Consider the following 17,852-nt stretch of genomic DNA (forward strand, 5'->3'; position numbering starts at 1 on the left):
TCGGGATGCGATTTGCATCCGACTACGTTAAAGGATGCCCGAAACCACGTCAGACGGTCCCTCATCGAGGCCGCCGCACAATCCGGGTCCCTCCCCGGTTAGCGCAACAGGAGCCCCCGCGCCCATGAAATTCTTCGTCGACACAGCCGACATCGCCGAGATCCGCGAACTGGCCGAAATCGGTCTTCTCGACGGCGTCACCACCAACCCCTCGCTCATCCTGAAGGCGGGCCGTCCCTTCAAGGAAGTGATCGCCGAGATCTGCGAGACGGTCGACGGCCCGGTCTCCGCCGAGGTGACCGCCACCGAAGCCGACGCCATGATCGCGGAAGGCCGCTCGCTCGCCAAGATCGCCGACAATGTCGCGATCAAGTTGCCGCTGACGCTCGATGGTCTCAAGGCCTGCCGGGTGCTGACCGGAGAGGGCCACATGGTCAACGTCACCTTGTGCTTTTCCGCCAACCAGGCGCTGCTGGCGGCCAAGGCCGGCGCGACCTTCATCTCGCCGTTCATCGGCCGGCTCGACGATCTCGGCGTCGACGGCATGGAGCTGATCCGCGAGATCCGCGTAATCTATGACAACTACGACATGCTCGATACCGAGATCCTCGCCGCCTCGATCCGCTCCGCCGACCACGTCAAGCAGGCCGCGCTGATCGGCGCCGATGTCGCCACCGTCCCGCCGGCCGTCCTCAAGGGCCTCGTCAAGCACGCGCTGACCGACAAGGGTCTGGAGCAGTTCCTGGCGGACTGGGCGAAGACCGGCCAGTCGATCCTGTAACGGGATCAAGGAAATTCGCGAACGAGCCGCCGGGGCCTCCGCCTCCGGCGGCTTTTTCGTATCCGCTGAACGGTAACGAAAGCCGCCTTGTGGTCTGCCCCCGGCTTTGCGACGCTCTGCGCACACCGAGTCGTTTCAAAGACCGCGCAAGCATCATGACCACAGCCGACGCCCCGCTTGTCATCGCCGAACCCGCCCTGATGCGCCTGGTGGCGCAATGGCTCGACCATCTGGGGTCGGAGCGGCGGCTCGCGGACAAGACGCTGACGGCTTACGAGCGCGACGTCAGCCAATTCCTGTCCTTCCTGACGCTGCATCTGGGCGGCGCGCCGGGACCGGGAGAGATCGCGAGCCTGACGCCGGCCGATATCCGCGCCTTCTTTGCCCGCAGGCGGATCGAGGGAGCCGGCGCGCGCACGCTGGCGCGCGGTCTGGCGGGACTGCGATCGTTTCTCGGCTATCTGGAAAAACAGGGCCTTGCCAATGCGGCGGCCGTGCGTGCCGTGCGCTCGCCGCGCCAGCCCAGGACATTGCCCAAGCCGCTGACGGCAGACGATGCCGCGCGCGTGGTCGACGTGGACGAGGCGCTCGCGGAAGAGCCGTGGATCGCCGCGCGCGATGCGGCCGTCCTCACTCTGCTCTATGGCTGCGGCCTTCGCATTTCCGAGGCGCTGGGGCTGACGCGGGCCGAGGCGCCGGGGCCCGAAACGCGTGTCCTGCGCATCGTCGGCAAGGGTGGCAAGGAGCGGCTGGTTCCGGTCCTGCCCGTCGTCGGCGAGGCTGTCGGACAGTATCTAAAGCTCTGTCCCTTCGTGATCGATGACGACGGCGCGCTGTTTCGCGGGGCGCGCGGCGGGCCGCTTTCCCCGCGCATCATCCAGCTCGCGATGCAACGTCTTCGCGGCGCACTCGGCCTGCCCGACACCGCAACGCCGCACGCGTTACGTCATTCCTTCGCCACCCACCTTCTGGCAGGCGGCGGCGATCTGAGGACAATCCAGGAATTGCTGGGCCATGCAAGCCTCTCGACAACGCAGGTTTACACCGGTGTCGATGCGGAACGTCTGGTTTCGATCTATCGGAAGGCGCATCCGCGCGCGTAAATATTGCGTAAACTCCCGTGAGTTATCCTACTGTCAATGCTTGCCAGAAAGTCGGCACGACAAAGGACGACAGCCATGCCCGGGATCTCTTTCTCCACGAGGGCGCGTGCGCTCATCGCAATCGGCGCGAGCCTGGCCGGCCTCCTCACGGCCTGGATGGTCTGGCCGGAGCCGACCGAGGCCGAGACCCTCGCCTGCTTCATTGAGGAAACGGGGACCTGGACCAACCGCCATGCCCGTTCCGGCGACATCACCCGCGTACAGGTCGAATCGCAGTGCAAGGGCAACAGGCTCGTTCATCGGGTCCGCGTGCTGACCAAGTGCGCGCCGCGCGACTGCACGTGGGGCTGGGCCCAGGGCGCCAAGAAACCCGGCGGCCGGTTCGTGGCGACCTTTGCCACCTATTCCGCCTATCGTTACTTCCAGATGGACGTCACCGGCGACCATGCACTCGTTTCCGTGACCTACGACTATCACGACGAGCGCAAGGACAACGAGGCCGCAAGCTTCCGGATGGTCCGCGACGACTGACGACAGCGGCCGCTTCACCTCGTCTTTTCGGACAGACTCTCGACCCAGGTGCGGATCAGCCAGTGGGCGATGGAGATCGGCGGCGGCACGTGGAGGCCCTGCGGGTGCCGACCGGCCAACATCGCGGCCACTTCCTCGCGCGAAAACCAGCGGCAATCTTCCAGTTCGTCATCGCCGAGCCGGATTTCCCGGCTCTCCGCCTGCCCGAAGCAACCGAGCATCAACGAGGCCGGGAAGGGCCAAGGCTGGCTTCTGGCGAAGGTCACCGCGCCGACGCGCACGCCCGCTTCCTCCATCACCTCGCGCCGCACAGCCTGATCGATCGTCTCGCCCGGTTCCATGAATCCGGCAAGCGTGGTGTAAACGCCCTCCGCCAGCCGGTGCGGGCGCCCCATCAGCGCCTTGTCGCCGTCCGTGATCATCATGATCACGACAGGATCGGTGCGCGGGAAATGTACGGCGGAACAGGAGGGACAGTCGCGCCGGTAGCCGGCTTGCGCCATTCTGGTCTCATGGCCGCAGCGCGAACAGAAACCGTGGGTGGCGTGCCAGTGGGCCAGTGAACGCGCTTGGGCGAGAAGGCCCAGATCGCCCAGCGGCAAGGCGCCCTGTAGCGCCAGCGAACGCATGTCGATGAGCTTCAGCGACGAGGCGCTGGCCGCCTCGATGTCGGACTCGATTTCCTCCGCCGCGGCGTTCACCCGCGCACAGAACACCGGACGTTCCCCCGAAGGGCTTTCCTCGACGCCGAGAAGCGCGATCTCGCCGGCCGCGATGCCGAGGCTCTCGGCCAACGCACGCGGATGCCGGATGGTGAGCCTGTCGCCGCCCACCGCGACGACCGGTCTGTCGCCGGCGATCAGGACGTAGCCGGCATCGGCCCGGCGCTTCTGGCCGGCAAGCCAAGCCTCGTCGTCGCGACGCAGGGCGGCTCGGTCCAACATGTTGTCGCAATAGGCAGGCTCGCGAATAGCCGAATCCGAAAGGCTGGCGGGATAGTCGTCTGGCATGGGGGGCGGGCGCTCCGGTTGAGAGCCGGGCGGGGACGCGACAGAGCCGGTCACCGCCGCAAAGCTGGCTCCGCCACGCTAGCGCGTTCGCAGGCCGAGGCAAAGGGGGCCGCGTACGGCTTCCCGGTCTCAGGCGGCGGGTTCGGTGGCCTCCATCGGCACGGTGACGATTGAGGCCGCTTGCTCGTCGTCGGCGACAGCTGCGGCTTCGGAATCGATCTCCCGATCGAGATCGTCGTCGCGGGCGGCCGTGGCGGCAAGATTGCGCTCCACCGCGCGCAGAAGCTTGCGCAACCGTTTTCTGTCCTTGTCGTCAAGGTCGGCGAGCGCTTCCTTCTCCAGCCGTTTCCAGGCGCGGTCGATCAACGTCACCCGATCACGGCCAGATTCAGTGAGATAGACGCGGGCGAGCCGGCCGTCGGTATCCGCAGAGCGGCGCGCCAGCAATCCTTGCGCGGACATGCGGGTGACCATCTTGGTGACAGTGGGCGGTTGCACGCCCAACGCCAGTGCGAGTTCGCTCATCGACAGCCCGTCGCTGTCGGCCAGAGTTTTCAGCACCGCTTCCTGGCCCGGGTGCAGACCGATGCGCGACAGGTGCGCACCCGACCGCGCCCGGCAGGCCTTGGCCGTCTGGGCAAGCCGAAAGGTGATGCTCTTTTTGTAATTGAACCCCATGACGATGGCTCTACCAGCAGCGCATGAAGCTATTGTGACTGGAGACAGGGCGTTTGTCGTGAAGGATTTCTGTGCGAATCACGCCGGTAGCGGACGAAAGGCAGGGCCAGCGATGCGCACCCCGCCTTCCGTCCGATCGCTCAGGCGTATTTCGGGTCCAGCGTCACGGAATAGAGCTCGCTGTCGCCGGTATCCATCAATCGCACCTTGAGCTGTTCCGTAGCGCCATCGATCTCCACGATGCCGAAGAACTGCAGGCCCATCGAAGGCGGCAGGTTGGCGCCCTGCTCCTTCGTCGGCGCCTTCACGAATTTCACCTCCGGACCGAAGGTGGCGTCCATATCGTTGGGACCGAAGGTACCGGCATGCAGCGGACCGGAGACGAACTCCCAGAACGGCTCGAAATCCTGGAACTGCGCCTTGTCGGGGTTGTAGTAATGCGCCGCGGTGTAGTGCACGTCGGCCGTCAGCCAGACGGTATTGTTGATGCCGGCAGTCTTGATGAAACGCAGCAGATCGGCGAATTCCAGCTCGCGCCCCTTCGCCGGGCCGTTGTCGCCGTTGGCGACGGCTTCGGCGCCGGCCTGTTCCTTCCAGTTGTCCCACACGATCAGGCCGATCGGCATGTCGCAGGCGATCACCTTCCACGTTGCCTTCGAGTTGACCAGCTCGCGCTTCAGCCACGCAAGCTGCTCGGCTCCGAGGATGCGGGACGTCTCCGTCATCGTCTCCTCCATCGCCGGGCCGTTCGGGCCGCGATAGGAGCGCAGGTCCAGGAAGAACACGTCCAGCATCGGACCGTACCCGATCTTGCGATAGACGCGGCCAGGCTCGGCCGGGGCGTAGGAGATCGGCGTCATCTCGTGGAAGGCCCGCGCGGCGCGCGCGGCCAGCACGTGAATGTTCTTTTCCGTGTAGCGATCATCGGCGGTCAGGTCCTTGGACGCCGACCAGTTGTTCAGCACCTCATGATCGTCCCACTGATAGAACGTCGGCACCTCGCGCGAGAGCGCCAGCACGTTCTCGTCCATCATGTTGTACTTCCACTGGCCGCGATACTCCTCCAGCGTCTCCGCCACCTTCATCTTCTCCGGCGTGACGATGTTCTTCCACATCGTGCCGTCCTTCAGTTCCACCTCTTCCTTGACCGGCCCGTCGGCATAGATCGTGTCGCCGGAATGGATGAAAAAGTCCGGCTGATGCTTGGCCATGGTGGAATAGATCTTCATGCCACCGCGGCTGGTGTCGATGCCCCAGCCCTGGCCGGCGGTATCGCCCGACCAGACGAACTTGATGTCGCGCCGTGAGGCCGGCGCGGTGCGGAAATGACCGACCATCGGCTCGGACGTCGCGTTGACATCGTTCAGGTCGGCGAGCGTCACCCGGTAGAAGATATCCTGATCGGCCGGCAGGTTCTCGATCAGGCGCTTGGCGGTGAGGTCGCTGTCGGGCAGCGCGTTCAGCGGCGAAAGCCGGCGGGCATTGGCGAAATCCTCGCGCGTGGCGATCTCGAACATCACCTTCGACGGCCGGTCGGCGCGGGTCCACACCATGCCTGAATTGGTGGTGACGTCGCCGGACTGCAGGCCGTGGCTGATGACGGGCCGGCTCGCGGCGCGGCTCAAGGCCGGCATGGCGAGACCGCCGGCGGCAGCGAGAAGGCCGGTGGCGGCGGTGGACTTCAGGAACGAACGGCGTGAATAGAACATGGCTGGTCTCTCCCCTTGCGCCGCGGACATGCGGCGACGCAACGTGAGGGGCCTTGATGACAGTCGGTTGTCGCGCAAGTGACACTTCGGAAAAACTTGTGTGACAGCCCGACAGCATCCGCGCCCGCGCGCCCGCACATCCGCGATTTCGGAAGGCGCCTTGCATTTGCCCTTCATAGAGCGCATCACGCTCGCGTTTTTTCTCCAACGTCCGGATAGTGATGGAACGCCTGATCAAGATCGGCCCGCTTGAGCACGTGGCAGGCACGCGCACCCTCATCATGGGCATTCTCAACGTCACGCCCGATTCCTTTTCCGACGGCGGGCTCCATTCTGGCGCAGACGCGGCGGAGGCGCATGCCCGGCTGATGCTGGCCGAGGGCGCCGACATCATCGACGTCGGTGCCGAGAGCACCCGGCCGGGGGCTGAGCCGATCTCCGCGGACGAGGAAATGATCCGCCTCTTGCCGGCACTCGGGCGCCTGCGGTCTCTCGGCTGCCCGATCTCCGTGGACACTTACAAGGCCGAGGTCGCGGCAGCCGCGCTTGGGGCCGGCGCCCATGTGATCAACGACATCTGGGGCCTGCAGGGCGATCCCGACATGGCGACGGTGGCGGCCGGAACCGACGCGCCCGTGATCGTCATGCACAACCGGGAAACCGTGGACCCGGCGATCGACATCGAGGCAGACATGCGGGCTTTTTTCCGCCGCTCGCTCGACATCGCGGAGGCCGCCGGCATCGCCCGCGAAAATCTCATCCTCGATCCGGGCATAGGCTTCGGCAAGACGCCGGAGCAGAATCTCGTCGCGCTCAACCGTCTGGCCGCACTCAAGACGCATTTCGACCTGCCGGTTCTGGTGGGCGCCTCGCGCAAGCGCATCGTCGGGGCGCTCACGGGCCGCGAAGCACGGGATCGGGGCGCGGGGTCGGTTGGCGCACATCTCACCGCAGTTGCCAACGGCGCTGATATCGTGCGGGTTCACGACGTAGCGATGCATGTCGACGCCGTCCGCGTCGCCGATGCGATCCGGCACGAGGCGATGGCTCCCGGGAGCCGTGCATGAAGGGGGCCGGAACGAACACCGCCCCCGTCCGCGCAGCGCTCGGCCTCGGCTCAAACATCGGCGACAAACGAGGTTTCGTGCAGGCGGCGATCGACCGGATTGCGCGGAGCGCGGGCATCACGCTTGTCGCCCGCTCGGCCGATTACCGCACCGCGCCGTGGGGGCTCACCGAACAGGACTGGTTCGTCAACGCCTGCATCCTGGTGGAGACGACGCTTTCGGCCACCGGCCTTCTCGCCCGCGCGCTGGAAATCGAACAGGAACTCGGCCGGGTGCGCGACATCCGCTGGGGGCCGCGCAAGATCGATATCGACGTGCTGGTCTACGGCGGGCGCGAGATTGTGGATGAAGGACTTTCGATCCCTCACCCGCGCATCGCCGAGCGTGCCTTCGTGCTGGTCCCGCTGGCCGAAATCTGGCCCGATGCTCCCATTGGTGGCGGCCTCACGGCCGTATCCGCGCTGGCGGCCTGTCCGGATGCAGAGACGATCGAGCCGCTCGGCGCGCAAGACTAGCGGAAGCGGCAGCAGGATCGGTCAGTTGCCGAAAAGTGGGCTGCCGGGCGTACGGTTCAAATGCCAGATCAGCGCATTGAGCGTGGTGGCGTAGGCCACCCACACCGCATAGGGCACGAACAGCCAGGCGGTCACGCGATCGAGGTTCCAGGTGCGTTTCAGGAACCACAGGATCAGAACGAGCATCAACACGATCAGCACGAGCGCGCGGTAGGGATCCTGGAACAGAAAAAACACCGGGCTCCAGGTGAAATTGAGGGCGAGCTGGCCGACCCACAACTTCATTTCCGTGCCGAGCTTGTCGCGCTCGAAGGTCCGCCAGCCGGCGATCGCGATCAGGATGTAGAGGATCGTCCAAGCGGATGCGAAGACCCAGTCCGGCGGGGTGATCACCGGCTTCTGCAGCCCCGCGTACCATTCTCCCGGAACGGTCGCGATGCCGATGGCCATGCCGCCGCCCACAACGACGATGAGAAACAACGCAAGAACGATCCATCGACGCATGGCCGATCCTTTCATCATGAGGCAGGTCTGGCGAATTCGCGCGAAATGATCCGTTGATGCGTCAACCGATCGCGAACCGTGACGCCGGCCTGCCGGGCTTGAACCCGGAGGCGCCCTGATAACGAATGGACCCGCCCCTGCTCAAGGCCCTTTGTTTACGGATGTATCGCACCAGCCGGCAAAGGCGCGCATGTGGAAGCGCGCCTGCGCCGGCGCATGCCGGTAGATTTCGCCGAAAGGGCAGGCGATGCGCGCAAGGCAGCCGTCGAGGCAGGCCGTGCCTGCGGGTTCGCCCAGATGCGCAAGGCAGGCCGGCACGTCATAGCCGGCAAGCGAAAGAGCACCGGGCGGACAGGCGGCGATGCAGGGTTTGTCCGCGCAGGTCGGACAGGGGCCGGGCGATCCGTTTTCGGGGAAGTCGCTCAGGCGGGAGGCCGACACGAAGGCCGCGCGAAAGCCCGCCCACGGCCCGTAGCGATGGTGGGCGAGCACGCCCATCGGGCTCGGCGAAAAGCCGCCGGCCGCCAGCGCCCAGCGCTGGAACGGCCACCACGGTTTCTCGAAGGGAAAGACGGCGGCAAGCCCGGCTTGCCGAGCGATCGGCTGCAACGTGCGGCGGGTGTAACGGTCGAGCGGGTCTGGCGCGCCGTCGCAGGCTTCAGGTGCGGCGGAGAAGGCGCACCACAGCGCGTCGCCGGCATTGCCGACGAGGATCAGCGTCGCCGCCGGCCCGCCGCCGGGCGCAGGCGGGCAATCGCAATCGACTTCCCCGGCCCGGCAACTGGCATCGGTATGAAACCCGCCGAGCAACCGGAACCCGACCGCCTCAAGCTGACGCGCCAGCGGCGCCAGGGTTTCCGTCCCTTCCGGATCGGTCCCGTCCAACTCGTTCTCCTCGCGTTTCGACCGCATTCCTGGCGAGATGCGTGTATCCAAACCGCAACAGGCCTGCGTCAAAGTGCCGTCTGAGCGGCTCATTTGCTGCGAAACAGCCCGGACGGATTGCATACGGAATCACAATGGGGAATGCTGCCGACCTGTCTCGCAAGCGGTTCATTCTGTCCCGCAGATGGTGCGGGACGCCACACAATCGAGGCCCTCACGGTGCGGATATCTGCTTTCTCCAAAAAGGTGCTCGTAGCGAGCCTGCTTGCTGCGACGTGTGCTCCGGCGGCCCTCGCGGCCGACATGTACGGAGCCCCTCCGCTCCAGGCCAGAACTTTCGCGCCTTACAACGAAATTCGCGGCGGCGTTCTCTATCATGACACGATGGACCGCGAGACGGGCGTCGATATCAACGCCGAAATCCTGCTGCGCTGGGGCGCACTTGCATGGAAGACGCCGTTCCTCGATACTCAGTCGATGCTGCGTCCGCATATCGGCGGCAACCTGAATACGGCCGGCGACACCTCGATGATCTACGCGGGCTATACGCTGACGATCGACCTGACCGATGCCCTCTTCATCGAAGGTTCCTTTGGCGGCATGGCCCATAACGGTCACACCGAGGCTGGTCAGGGCGGTCTGGCGCTGGGCTGCAACGTGATGTTCCGCGAATCGGCTTCCGCCGGCTACCGCATCAATCAGGCCTGGAACGTGTCTGCCACGATCGAGCATTCGTCGAACAACGGCTATTGCTCCGACAATGACGGGCTGACAAATGTCGGCGTGCGCGTCGGCTACGCGTTCTAAAGCAGCCGGATCCGGGCAGCCTCCGGCCCGGCATCTCACATATCCAGAAGCCAATGACAGTGCGGCAACAGCCACACTGTCGGTTGCGTTTCGTGCGGCCCAGGGAACACCCTCACCACGGACCGCCCACGGTCCCCTTATCGCGGCAGCAATTGCCAAGTGTCGAGGTCGAGGATCACGGAAGGGTCGTACTTCCCGTCCGCATCCTTGTCCGGGAAATCGGTGCAGGGCCGATCCACCGTCGCAACCGTGCGGATACGCAGCGCGCCGACGTCGTCGCGGCCCGAAATCGGGGCCTTGTCCAGAACCTCCGACCACGCGAACACCGTCCCTCCGGCAAAGAGCGGCGCCACGTGCCGGCCGCCGTTGATGCCGGCGATATGGAATGACGGGGCAAGCCCGTTGAAAGACAGCGCGCGCGCCAGACTGATGACATGGCCACCATAGATCAGCCGCCGGCCGAACCGGCCCTTGCCTTCGCTGAACTGGTTGAAATGCACCTTGGCTGTGTTCTGGTAGAGACGAGTGGCCAGCATGTGGTCGCTCTCTTCCACCGTCATGCCGTCGACGTGGTCGATCTTCTCACCCACCGCATAGTCATCGAAGCGGTGGGGACTGCCAGCAAGATCGCCGTCCCAGGCGGACGTGTCCAGCAGCGGCACTGCATCGCCCAGCGCATCCGGATCGATCACTTCGGGGAGTTCCGGCACAACCGGTTCCGGCGCAGGTGCCGTCTCGTCGCGCTTTCGCACCATCACCCAGCGCACGTAGTCGAGAACCTCCGTGCCATCGGCCTTGTAGCCGGTGGAACGAACGTAGACGACCCCGGTCTTGCCCGAGGAGGTCTCCTTGAGACCGATCACCTCGGAGACGGCCGACAGCGTGTCGCCGGGATAGACCGGCGCCAGGAACCGACCGCCGGCATAGCCTAGATTGGCGACCGCGTTCAGCGAGATATCCGGCACTGTCTTTCCGAAGACCACGTGGAAGACCAGCATGTCGTCGAGCGGAGCCTGCGCGTAGCCGAGCGCCCCGGCGAAGGCATCCGACGACTGGACGGCGAAACGGGGGCCGTAGAGCGCGGTGTAGAGGGCGGCGTCGCCCGCGCTCACCGTGCGCGGCGTGGCGTGGCGCAGGATCTGACCGAGCCTGAAATCCTCAAAGAAATTGCCCGCGTTCGTCTTGCCCCCAGTGGTCTCGTCGGTGTTGTTCAGCCCGGCCATGTCTCGCTCCCGTCGGTCGGTTTTCCGTTGCGGCGATTTAGGGCCTTGCTGCAGCGCAACGCAAGGGGACCTTTGGCGAGGTCCCGGAGTGGCGACGGGCGCGACGCATCTTTCGTTCGAGATCGAAACCCACTAGCTTCGCCGTTCAACCATCGCCAGCGAGGGAATACATGAGCCGTCAGGAAGTTCTCGTCATCGGGCCGGTCCTGCCCTACGTCGTCGAAAGACTGAAGGAACGCTTCGACGTTACCGAGCTTCACAGGGAAGCGGACCGGGCGTCCTTCCTCAAAAGCGAGGGCGGTCGTTTCAGGGCGGCAGCGTGCGGTGGCAGCGGCATCGACGGGGCAACCATCGCCGCCTTGCCGAACCTCCAGATCATCGGGTCCTTCGGTGTCGGCTACGACAACGTGGATGTGGCCGCGGCGGCCGAGGCGGGCGTGGTTGTCACCAACACGCCGGGCGTGCTTGACGAGGAAGTCGCCGATACAGGCCTTGCGCTGATGCTGATGACCGTTCGCGAACTCAACCGGGCGGAGGCTTATCTGCGCGCCGGCCGCTGGCCCAAGGAGGGGCCCTATCCGCTCACCCGCGGCTCGCTCAAGGACTCGGTGCTCGGCATCCTCGGCCTCGGGCGCATCGGCAAGGCGGTTGCGCGGCGGGCGGAAGCCTGCGGCATGGAAATCCATTATCACGGGCGCCATCGACAGGAGGGCGTCGCCTACCGCTACCATGCCGATCTGAAGGATCTGGCGCGGGCGAGCGATGTACTGATGGTGGTGGTTCCGGGCGGCGACGCCACGCGCCACATGGTCGACAAGGCCGTTCTGGAGGCGCTGGGACCCGACGGCTATATCGTCAACATCGGCCGCGGCACGGTCGTCGACGAGGCGGCGCTGATCGAGGCGCTTTCGAACGGGACGATTCGCGGTGCCGGGCTCGACGTCTTCGAGGACGAACCGAACGTGCCGGAGGCCCTAATCGCGCTCGATAACACGGTGCTGCTCCCCCATGTGGCCTCCGCCTCCGTGCCGACGCGGCAGGCGATGGGGCAGCTCGTTGTCGACAACATCACCGCATGGCTTGAGGAAGGCCAGGTGCTGACGCCCGTGCCGGAGACGCCCGTGCCCGCGTGAGAAACGGATCGAGGCTGCGACGGCTGTTCGCGTGAACCGGAAAGCCCGCGAGCTGGCTATGGCCAGCCCACGGCAAATCGGCTACACGGCTTGCGATCTGATATCCAATATTCCGTCGCCTTCCATTTCACGTTCCGGCCGGGTGCCGGACGGTGTTCACGATGGCGCGATAACGCTACCGGAACCGCTCCAATGAACTGGATGGACCTCGCCACTTTTGCCGCCGCGCTCTTCGTCGCGGCCCTTGCCCCCGGGCCCGGTATTGCAGCGATCGTCGGGCGCGTTCTCGTGCGCGGGCGCAAGGGCGCGATGGCGATGTGTACGGGCATGATGCTCGGCGATGTGGTGTGGCTGTCGATGGCGGTCTTCGGCCTCGCCGTGATCGCTCACAGCTTCGCCTCCATTTTCGTGGCGGTGCGCTACGCCGGAGCGGCCTATCTTCTCTATCTCGCCTGGAGGATGTGGACCGCGCCGGCCGGTTCGCTCCATCTGCCGGCGCCTGCGGGCGAGCGTGCCGGCCGGCTGTTCCTGGGCGGTCTGGCGGTCACGCTCGGCAATCCCAAGACGATTGTCTTCTATCTCGCGCTGATGCCGAACCTGTTCGATCTGAAGCTCGTCACGCCGTTCGCCTATGCGGAGCTGGTCGCGATCACCTTCGCCATCCTGACGACGGTCTTCGGCGGCTACGTTGTGCTGGCGCATTGGGCGCGCGGACTTTTCTCGACCCCGCGCGCGGTTCGTCGGCTCAATCGCGGTGTGGGCGCGGTGATAGCGGGAGCAGCAGCCGCAATCGCTGCGCGCTAGAGCATTTCCCGATCAGATTAAGGCAATCTGATCGGGAAATGCTCAAGGTATTGATCTGGATCGATTTCTTATCGTTCAGACGATTCCGTCTGAACGGAAAGCGCTCTAACGGAATGCGGGAGCACGTTTATGCCTCGGCGGCACCGACGGTAAAGACCCGGCGCGGCTTCAGTTCGCCGCCTTCGGCCGTGCAGATGGCAACAAGGCGCCCCTGGCAGGTGACATAGACCTCACCGCCCAGAATGGGCGCGTCGCGCCCGCGCAGAATGATACCCTGGCCGCGGCGCAGCCGCGCCTCGTCATTGCGATTGACGGGCACTTCCAGCAACGCTTCCAGCGCCGTTTCCAGCCCGAGCAGTTCCGCTTCCAGCGCCTCTACCGGTGTTTCCGCCTCTTCCGCCGCCTCCGCCAGCTCCTCCAGCGTTACCATGTCGTCCTCGCCGAAGGGACCGACGAGAAGACGGCGGAGCTCCACGACGTGGCCACGGGTGCCCAGGCGGCGCCCCATGTCGCGGGCAAGCGCGCGTACATAGGTGCCCTTGCCGCATTCGGTCTCGAACACGGCCGTGTCCGAATCCGGCATATCAACGAGATCCAGCCGGTGAACCTCGATCTCGCGCGGCTGCATCTCCACCTCCTGGCCCTCGCGAGCCAGATCGTAGGCGCGCTCGCCCGCGATCTTGATGGCGGAAAATTTCGGCGGCACCTGTTCGATCGTACCGGTGAATTCAGGCAGGATTTCGCGGATTTCATTCGTATCGGGGCGCATGTCCGACGTCTCGATGACCGAACCTTCGGTGTCGTCCGTGTCGGTCTCCTCGCCCCAGCGGACAGTGAAGCGATAAACCTTGCGCCCGTCCATCACGTAGGGGACCGTCTTCGTCGCCTCGCCAAAGGCGACGGGAAGGCAACCGGAAGCGGCGGGATCGAGCGTGCCGGCGTGGCCGACCTTCTTGGGGTGAAACAGCCGCTTCAACCGCGACAGCGCGTCGTTGGAGGTAAGCCCTACCGGCTTGTCGAGGACGAGCCAACCGTCGATGTCGAACTTGGGATGCTTCTTCTGTTGCCGCTTCATGAAGTGTCGTTCGCTAGAGGGGGCCGCGAGCGGCCGGAAATCTGGTCGAAGGAGTGAGACAGTACCTTGTTCGATGCCATCCGGGATCTGGTCCCGGACCTCGTAACCATTGCCACGGGCTCTCGAAGCGCCCCAACAGGGTGCGACGCTTACTGGATCCCGGCTCTCCGCTGGCGCTTTGGCCGGGATGACGATCGGGGACGTGGCGGCACGGCGCCTGTGACCCCTATTCCTCCCCGCCCTCGTCGTCGTCGAGATCGCGCGCCACCTCCGGCCGGTGCAGGAGCTTGGTGATGCGGTCGTCGTCGTCGAAACGGGTATCGAGGCGGAAATGGAGGTCCGGCATGAACTTCATGGTCATGCGCCGGGACACCTGTCCACGCAGGTACTTGCGATGCCGGCCGAGCGCATCGACGACCGCATCCGCGTCCGTTCCACCGAGCGGCATCACCAGCACGGTGGCGTGCTTGAGATCGGGTGACACGCGCACTTCGGGCACGGTGATGATGTGCGTTTCCAGCACCGGGTCGCGCACGTCGCCGCGCGAAAGGATCTCCGACAGTTCCTTGCGCAGCAACTCGCCGACGCGAAGCTGGCGCTGCGAGGGCATGCCCTGCGCCTCTTCCCTGAACCGGCTCATGGTTTTCCTGTTCCATACAATGACGCCGGCGGGGATCGAACCACGCCGGCGCCGGAAGATTATGTCGGAACCGACGCCCTAAAGCGTACGGGCGATCTGCTCGACGCGGAAGCACTCGATCACGTCCCCGACGCGCATGTCGTGGTAGTTCTCGAAGTTCATGCCGCATTCCTGGCCGGACGCGACCTGCTTGACGTCGTCCTTGTAGCGCTTGAGCGTGCCAAGCTTGCCTTCGTGGACCACGACGTCGTCGCGGATGAGGCGCACTTCGGCGCCGCGTTCCACCACGCCCTCGGTGACCAGGCAGCCGGCGATCTTGCCGACCTTGGAGATGTCGAACACCTGCAGCACCTCGGCGTTGCCAAGGAAGGTCTCGCGCCGCTCCGGAGACAGAAGTCCGGACATCGTCGCCTTCACGTCATCGACGAGATCATAGATGACGTTGTAGTAGCGAATCTCGATGCCCTCGCGTTCGGCCGCCTCGCGCGCCTGCTTGTTGGCGCGCACGTTGAAGCCGATGATCGGAGCACTGGAAGCCGCCGCCAGCGTGACGTCGGCCTCGGTGATGCCGCCGACGCCGGCATGCAGCACGCGGGCCGCCACCTCGTCGGTGCCGAGCGCGTCGAGCGCGCCGACAATGGCTTCCGCCGAACCCTGCACGTCGGCCTTGAGGACCAGCGAGACTTCCTTCTTACCCTGCTCCTGCAGACGGTTCATCATCTGCTCGAGCGAGCCGCGCGTCCCGGCCGCCGTGATCGACGCCTTCTCGCGCTTCTGACGCTGACGGTAGTCGACGATCTCACGGGCACGGGCTTCGTTCTCGACCACCGCGACAAGATCGCCGGCAGCCGGCGTACCCTGGAAGCCGAGCACCTCGACAGGCTTGGACGGCGGAGCCGCGTCCACCTGGTTGCCGTTCTCGTCGAGCATGGCACGCACGCGGGCCCATTCCGAACCCGCGACCAGGATGTCGCCGATCTTCAGCGTACCCTTCTGCACCAGAACGGTCGCGACCGGGCCGCGGCCCTTGTCGAGCTGGGCCTCGATGACGGTGCCTTCCGCGGTGCGGTCCGGGTTCGCCCTGAGTTCCAGAACTTCCGACTGCAGCAGGATCATCTCCAGAAGCTTGTCGAGATTGGTCTTCTCTTTCGCGGAAACCTCGACCTCGATCGTGTCGCCGCCCATCGATTCGACCACGATCTCCTCGGAAAGGAGTTCCGTGCGCACCCGGTTGGGGTCGGCGCCCGGCTTGTCGATCTTGTTGATGGCGACGATGATCGGCACTTCGGCCGCCCGCGCGTGGGCGATCGCTTCCTTCGTCTGCGGCATGACGCCGTCGTCGGCCGCCACCACCAGGATGACGATATCCGTCGACTTTGCGCCACGGGCACGCATGGCGGAGAACGCCGCGTGGCCGGGGGTATCGATGAAGGTGATCTTCTGGCCGTTCTGTTCGACCTGATAGGCACCGATATGCTGCGTGATGCCGCCGGCTTCGCCGGAAACCACATTGGCTTTGCGTAGCGCGTCGAGCAGCGATGTCTTGCCGTGATCGACGTGGCCCATGATGGTCACGACCGGCGGACGCGGCCGCAGGTCCGCATCGTTGTCGGCTTCCGAGAAGAGGCCTTCCTCGACGTCGGATTCGGACACGCGCTTGGCGGTGTGGCCCATCTCTTCGACGATGAGCTGCGCCGTATCGGCATCAAGCACATCGTTGATCTTCATCATCTGGCCCTGCTTCATCAGGAACTTGATGACGTCGACGGCACGTTCCGACATGCGGTTGGCGAGTTCCTGGATGGTGATCGCATCCGGGATCGTCACTTCGCGCATGACCTTTTCGCGCACCACCTGCTGGCCGGCACGCTTTTCCTTCTCCCGGCGACGGCGCAGCGAGGCGAGCGAACGGCCGCGCTGGTTGTCATCGGAGAAGTTGGAGTTGATTGTCAGCTTCGACTTGCGCCGGTCGTCGGTGCGCGGCGTCGGCTTTGCCGGAGGCACTGCCGCCTTGACGGGCGCCCGCTTGGGACCACCGCGCGCACCAGCGCGATCGGGGCTCTCGTCGGCCTTTGCGGGAGCGGCCGCCGGACGCACCGGCTGCGGCTTCTCCGCGACAGGAGCCTGCACAGGCTCGGGCCTCGGGGCGGAATTGGCCGCCTCTTCCGCCTTGCGCTTGGCCTCTTCCTCGGCGCGGCGCTTCGCCTCAGCCTCTTCTTCCTGGCGCCGAAGCTCTTCCTCCGCCTTGCGCTTGGCTTCCTCTTCCGCCCGGCGCTTGGCTTCCTCTTCGGCCTGCTTGCGTTCCTCGACGGCACGGACCTGTGCATCGCGCAGCGCAGCGGCGCGCGCGGCCGCCTCGTCGGCCGTCAGGGTGCGCAGCACGTTGCCGCTGCCGCGCGGCTTGCCCTGCTGGGAGCCGGAGCCGTGGCCGTGACGCGGCTTGTTCTGCTGCGGCGGCCGCTTGGGCTGAGGCTGCTCGGAACGCGGCTGCTGCGGTGCGGGCTGCGGCGCAGCATCGGCCTTGGCCGGCTGCTCGCCCGGCGGCATCATGCGGCGCTTCTTTTTCTCGACGACAACCTGCTTCGTCCGCCCATGGGAAAAGCTCTGCCGCACGGTCCCGGATTCCACACCACGGGAAAGGGACAGCGTCTTCTTGCGTTCCACTGGAATCGTCTTGTCGCCGGTGTCTTTGGTATCGCTCATTCTTGCCTTCAGTCCTGCGCCGCCGCTCCTGGCGCTTACTTGTCGTCCGTCATGCGTCCGTCGCGGCGGAATCTGCCCGGAACCTGTCCAGCGCGCAAGCGCACGCCATGAAACTTCTGCTCGCCCGGCCCGCGAGAATTGCAGCATGTATCACATTTGCCCGCCCCAATGCCAAATCCATTTGGCCAGAGGTAAACGAGCGAAGGACCGGGGGGCCGCCGGCCGGTCCGAAGCGCGCCACCCGGATGGCGGCGAGCTTCCTTATTCCATCCTCCGCCGCATCCGATGCATGGATCAGCGCGGCGAGCTCTTCCTTTTTCAGCGCGGCCTCGACCTTGGCGAAGCCTGTAATCACGGCGCCCGCCTTGCGGGCGAGCCCCAGAGCGCCGAGCGCCTGCGCCCGGAGCCGTTCCTCGACTCGGCCGGCGAGGCCCGGTTCGACGCGGACATCCGCCTTGAAGCCGCGGGAGAAGATGCGTTTCTTCTCCGCCATTTCCACCGCTTCCCGCGTTGCCGTCACCCAGACGCCACGACCGGGAAGCTCCCGCTTCAGATCCGCCACCACCGTTCCGTCGGGCGCCAGCACGAAGCGGATCATCTCATCGACGGGACGATGCTCGCGGGTAACCGCGCATTGCCGCTCCGTCGGCTCTGATTGCCGAGGCATGGAAGCGCGCGCCTAGC

18 protein-coding genes are annotated in these 17,852 nt (G+C 65.5%); 8 read left to right on the forward strand and 10 right to left on the reverse strand.

Going from position 1 to position 17,852, the window contains the following annotated elements; genetic code table 11:
- Positions 1 to 124 precede the first annotated feature (124 nt).
- The 3 genes from fsa to V2L18_RS10545 all read left to right on the forward strand — a co-directional run bounded on the left by fsa (position 125) and on the right by V2L18_RS10545 (position 2,415).
- Positions 125 to 781, forward strand: coding sequence for a fructose-6-phosphate aldolase (gene fsa / locus V2L18_RS10535; protein ID WP_336178185.1), 657 nt, complete (start codon positions 125 to 127; stop codon positions 779 to 781).
- 155 nt (positions 782 to 936) lie between these two features.
- Complete coding sequence (locus tag V2L18_RS10540) at positions 937 to 1,884, forward strand: tyrosine recombinase XerC (protein WP_336178186.1); 948 nt, start codon at positions 937 to 939, stop codon at positions 1,882 to 1,884.
- A 75-nt stretch (positions 1,885 to 1,959) separates the two neighbouring features.
- Complete coding sequence (locus V2L18_RS10545) at positions 1,960 to 2,415, forward strand: hypothetical protein (protein ID WP_336178187.1); 456 nt, start codon at positions 1,960 to 1,962, stop codon at positions 2,413 to 2,415.
- 14 nt (positions 2,416 to 2,429) lie between these two features.
- Here the strand turns inward: V2L18_RS10545 and nudC are convergent, their stop codons facing one another.
- The 3 genes from nudC to V2L18_RS10560 form a co-directional block, all read right to left on the reverse strand.
- Positions 2,430 to 3,425 (reverse strand): NAD(+) diphosphatase, encoded by a 996-nt coding sequence (gene nudC / locus V2L18_RS10550; RefSeq protein WP_336178188.1) that lies wholly within the window; start codon positions 3,423 to 3,425, stop codon positions 2,430 to 2,432.
- A gap of 129 nt (positions 3,426 to 3,554) precedes the next feature.
- Positions 3,555 to 4,103 carry a MarR family transcriptional regulator gene (locus V2L18_RS10555; RefSeq protein WP_336178189.1) on the reverse strand — a complete coding sequence of 183 codons (549 nt, stop codon included), beginning with the start codon at positions 4,101 to 4,103 and terminating at the stop codon, positions 3,555 to 3,557.
- A gap of 140 nt (positions 4,104 to 4,243) precedes the next feature.
- Positions 4,244 to 5,812, reverse strand: a complete 1,569-nt coding sequence (locus V2L18_RS10560) for an alkaline phosphatase D family protein (RefSeq protein ID WP_336178190.1) — start codon at positions 5,810 to 5,812, stop codon at positions 4,244 to 4,246.
- 221 nt (positions 5,813 to 6,033) lie between these two features.
- Here V2L18_RS10560 and folP point away from each other — a divergent pair, with 221 nt between their 5' ends.
- Positions 6,034 to 6,879, forward strand: a complete 846-nt coding sequence (folP, locus tag V2L18_RS10565; RefSeq protein WP_336178191.1) for a dihydropteroate synthase — start codon at positions 6,034 to 6,036, stop codon at positions 6,877 to 6,879.
- Positions 6,876 to 7,394, forward strand: coding sequence for a 2-amino-4-hydroxy-6-hydroxymethyldihydropteridine diphosphokinase (gene folK, locus V2L18_RS10570; protein WP_336178192.1), 519 nt, complete (start codon positions 6,876 to 6,878; stop codon positions 7,392 to 7,394). Before folP ends, folK begins: the two co-directional genes overlap by 4 nt.
- A 21-nt stretch (positions 7,395 to 7,415) precedes the next feature.
- Here folK and V2L18_RS10575 read toward each other — a convergent pair whose 3' ends face one another.
- Together V2L18_RS10575 and V2L18_RS10580 are read right to left on the reverse strand one after the other, a co-directional pair.
- On the reverse strand, positions 7,416 to 7,898 hold the full coding sequence (locus tag V2L18_RS10575) for a TspO/MBR family protein (protein WP_336178193.1): 483 nt from the start codon (positions 7,896 to 7,898) through the stop codon (positions 7,416 to 7,418).
- A 141-nt stretch (positions 7,899 to 8,039) separates the two neighbouring features.
- The gene (locus V2L18_RS10580; protein WP_336178194.1) at positions 8,040 to 8,783 is read right to left on the reverse strand and encodes a hypothetical protein; all 744 of its coding nucleotides are present in this window, start codon (positions 8,781 to 8,783) and stop codon (positions 8,040 to 8,042) included.
- A 303-nt stretch (positions 8,784 to 9,086) separates the two neighbouring features.
- On the opposite strand from V2L18_RS10580, the gene V2L18_RS10585 reads away from it, so the two are divergent.
- Positions 9,087 to 9,590: an acyloxyacyl hydrolase gene (locus tag V2L18_RS10585; RefSeq protein ID WP_336178195.1), complete on the forward strand. Its 504-nt coding sequence runs from the start codon at positions 9,087 to 9,089 to the stop codon at positions 9,588 to 9,590.
- A gap of 137 nt (positions 9,591 to 9,727) precedes the next feature.
- Here the strand turns inward: V2L18_RS10585 and V2L18_RS10590 are convergent, their stop codons facing one another.
- A complete protein-coding gene (locus tag V2L18_RS10590; protein WP_336178196.1) occupies positions 9,728 to 10,813 on the reverse strand; it encodes a MaoC family dehydratase in 1,086 nt (361 codons plus the stop codon).
- 170 nt (positions 10,814 to 10,983) lie between these two features.
- On the opposite strand from V2L18_RS10590, the gene V2L18_RS10595 reads away from it, so the two are divergent.
- Entirely contained in the window at positions 10,984 to 11,946 is a 963-nt protein-coding gene (locus V2L18_RS10595; protein ID WP_336178197.1) for a 2-hydroxyacid dehydrogenase, read from the forward strand.
- Positions 11,947 to 12,138: 192 nt separating this feature from the next.
- A complete protein-coding gene (locus tag V2L18_RS10600) occupies positions 12,139 to 12,750 on the forward strand; it encodes a LysE family translocator (RefSeq protein WP_336178198.1) in 612 nt (203 codons plus the stop codon).
- Positions 12,751 to 12,877: 127 nt separating this feature from the next.
- On the opposite strand, the gene truB is transcribed toward V2L18_RS10600, so the two are convergent.
- From truB to V2L18_RS10620, 4 genes are all read right to left on the reverse strand, one after another.
- Positions 12,878 to 13,825, reverse strand: a complete 948-nt coding sequence (gene truB, locus V2L18_RS10605) for a tRNA pseudouridine(55) synthase TruB (RefSeq protein WP_336178199.1) — start codon at positions 13,823 to 13,825, stop codon at positions 12,878 to 12,880.
- A gap of 226 nt (positions 13,826 to 14,051) precedes the next feature.
- Positions 14,052 to 14,465, reverse strand: a complete 414-nt coding sequence (gene rbfA, locus V2L18_RS10610) for a 30S ribosome-binding factor RbfA (RefSeq protein WP_336178200.1) — start codon at positions 14,463 to 14,465, stop codon at positions 14,052 to 14,054.
- Positions 14,466 to 14,543: 78 nt separating this feature from the next.
- Entirely contained in the window at positions 14,544 to 17,168 is a 2,625-nt protein-coding gene (infB, locus tag V2L18_RS10615; protein WP_336178201.1) for a translation initiation factor IF-2, read from the reverse strand.
- Positions 17,169 to 17,217: 49 nt separating this feature from the next.
- Positions 17,218 to 17,835: an RNA-binding protein gene (locus V2L18_RS10620; protein WP_336178202.1), complete on the reverse strand. Its 618-nt coding sequence runs from the start codon at positions 17,833 to 17,835 to the stop codon at positions 17,218 to 17,220.
- Positions 17,836 to 17,852 lie beyond the last annotated feature (17 nt).

The sequence above is a fragment of the Breoghania sp. JC706 genome (assembly GCF_037026715.1).
Lineage (GTDB): Bacteria > Pseudomonadota > Alphaproteobacteria > Rhizobiales > Stappiaceae > Breoghania.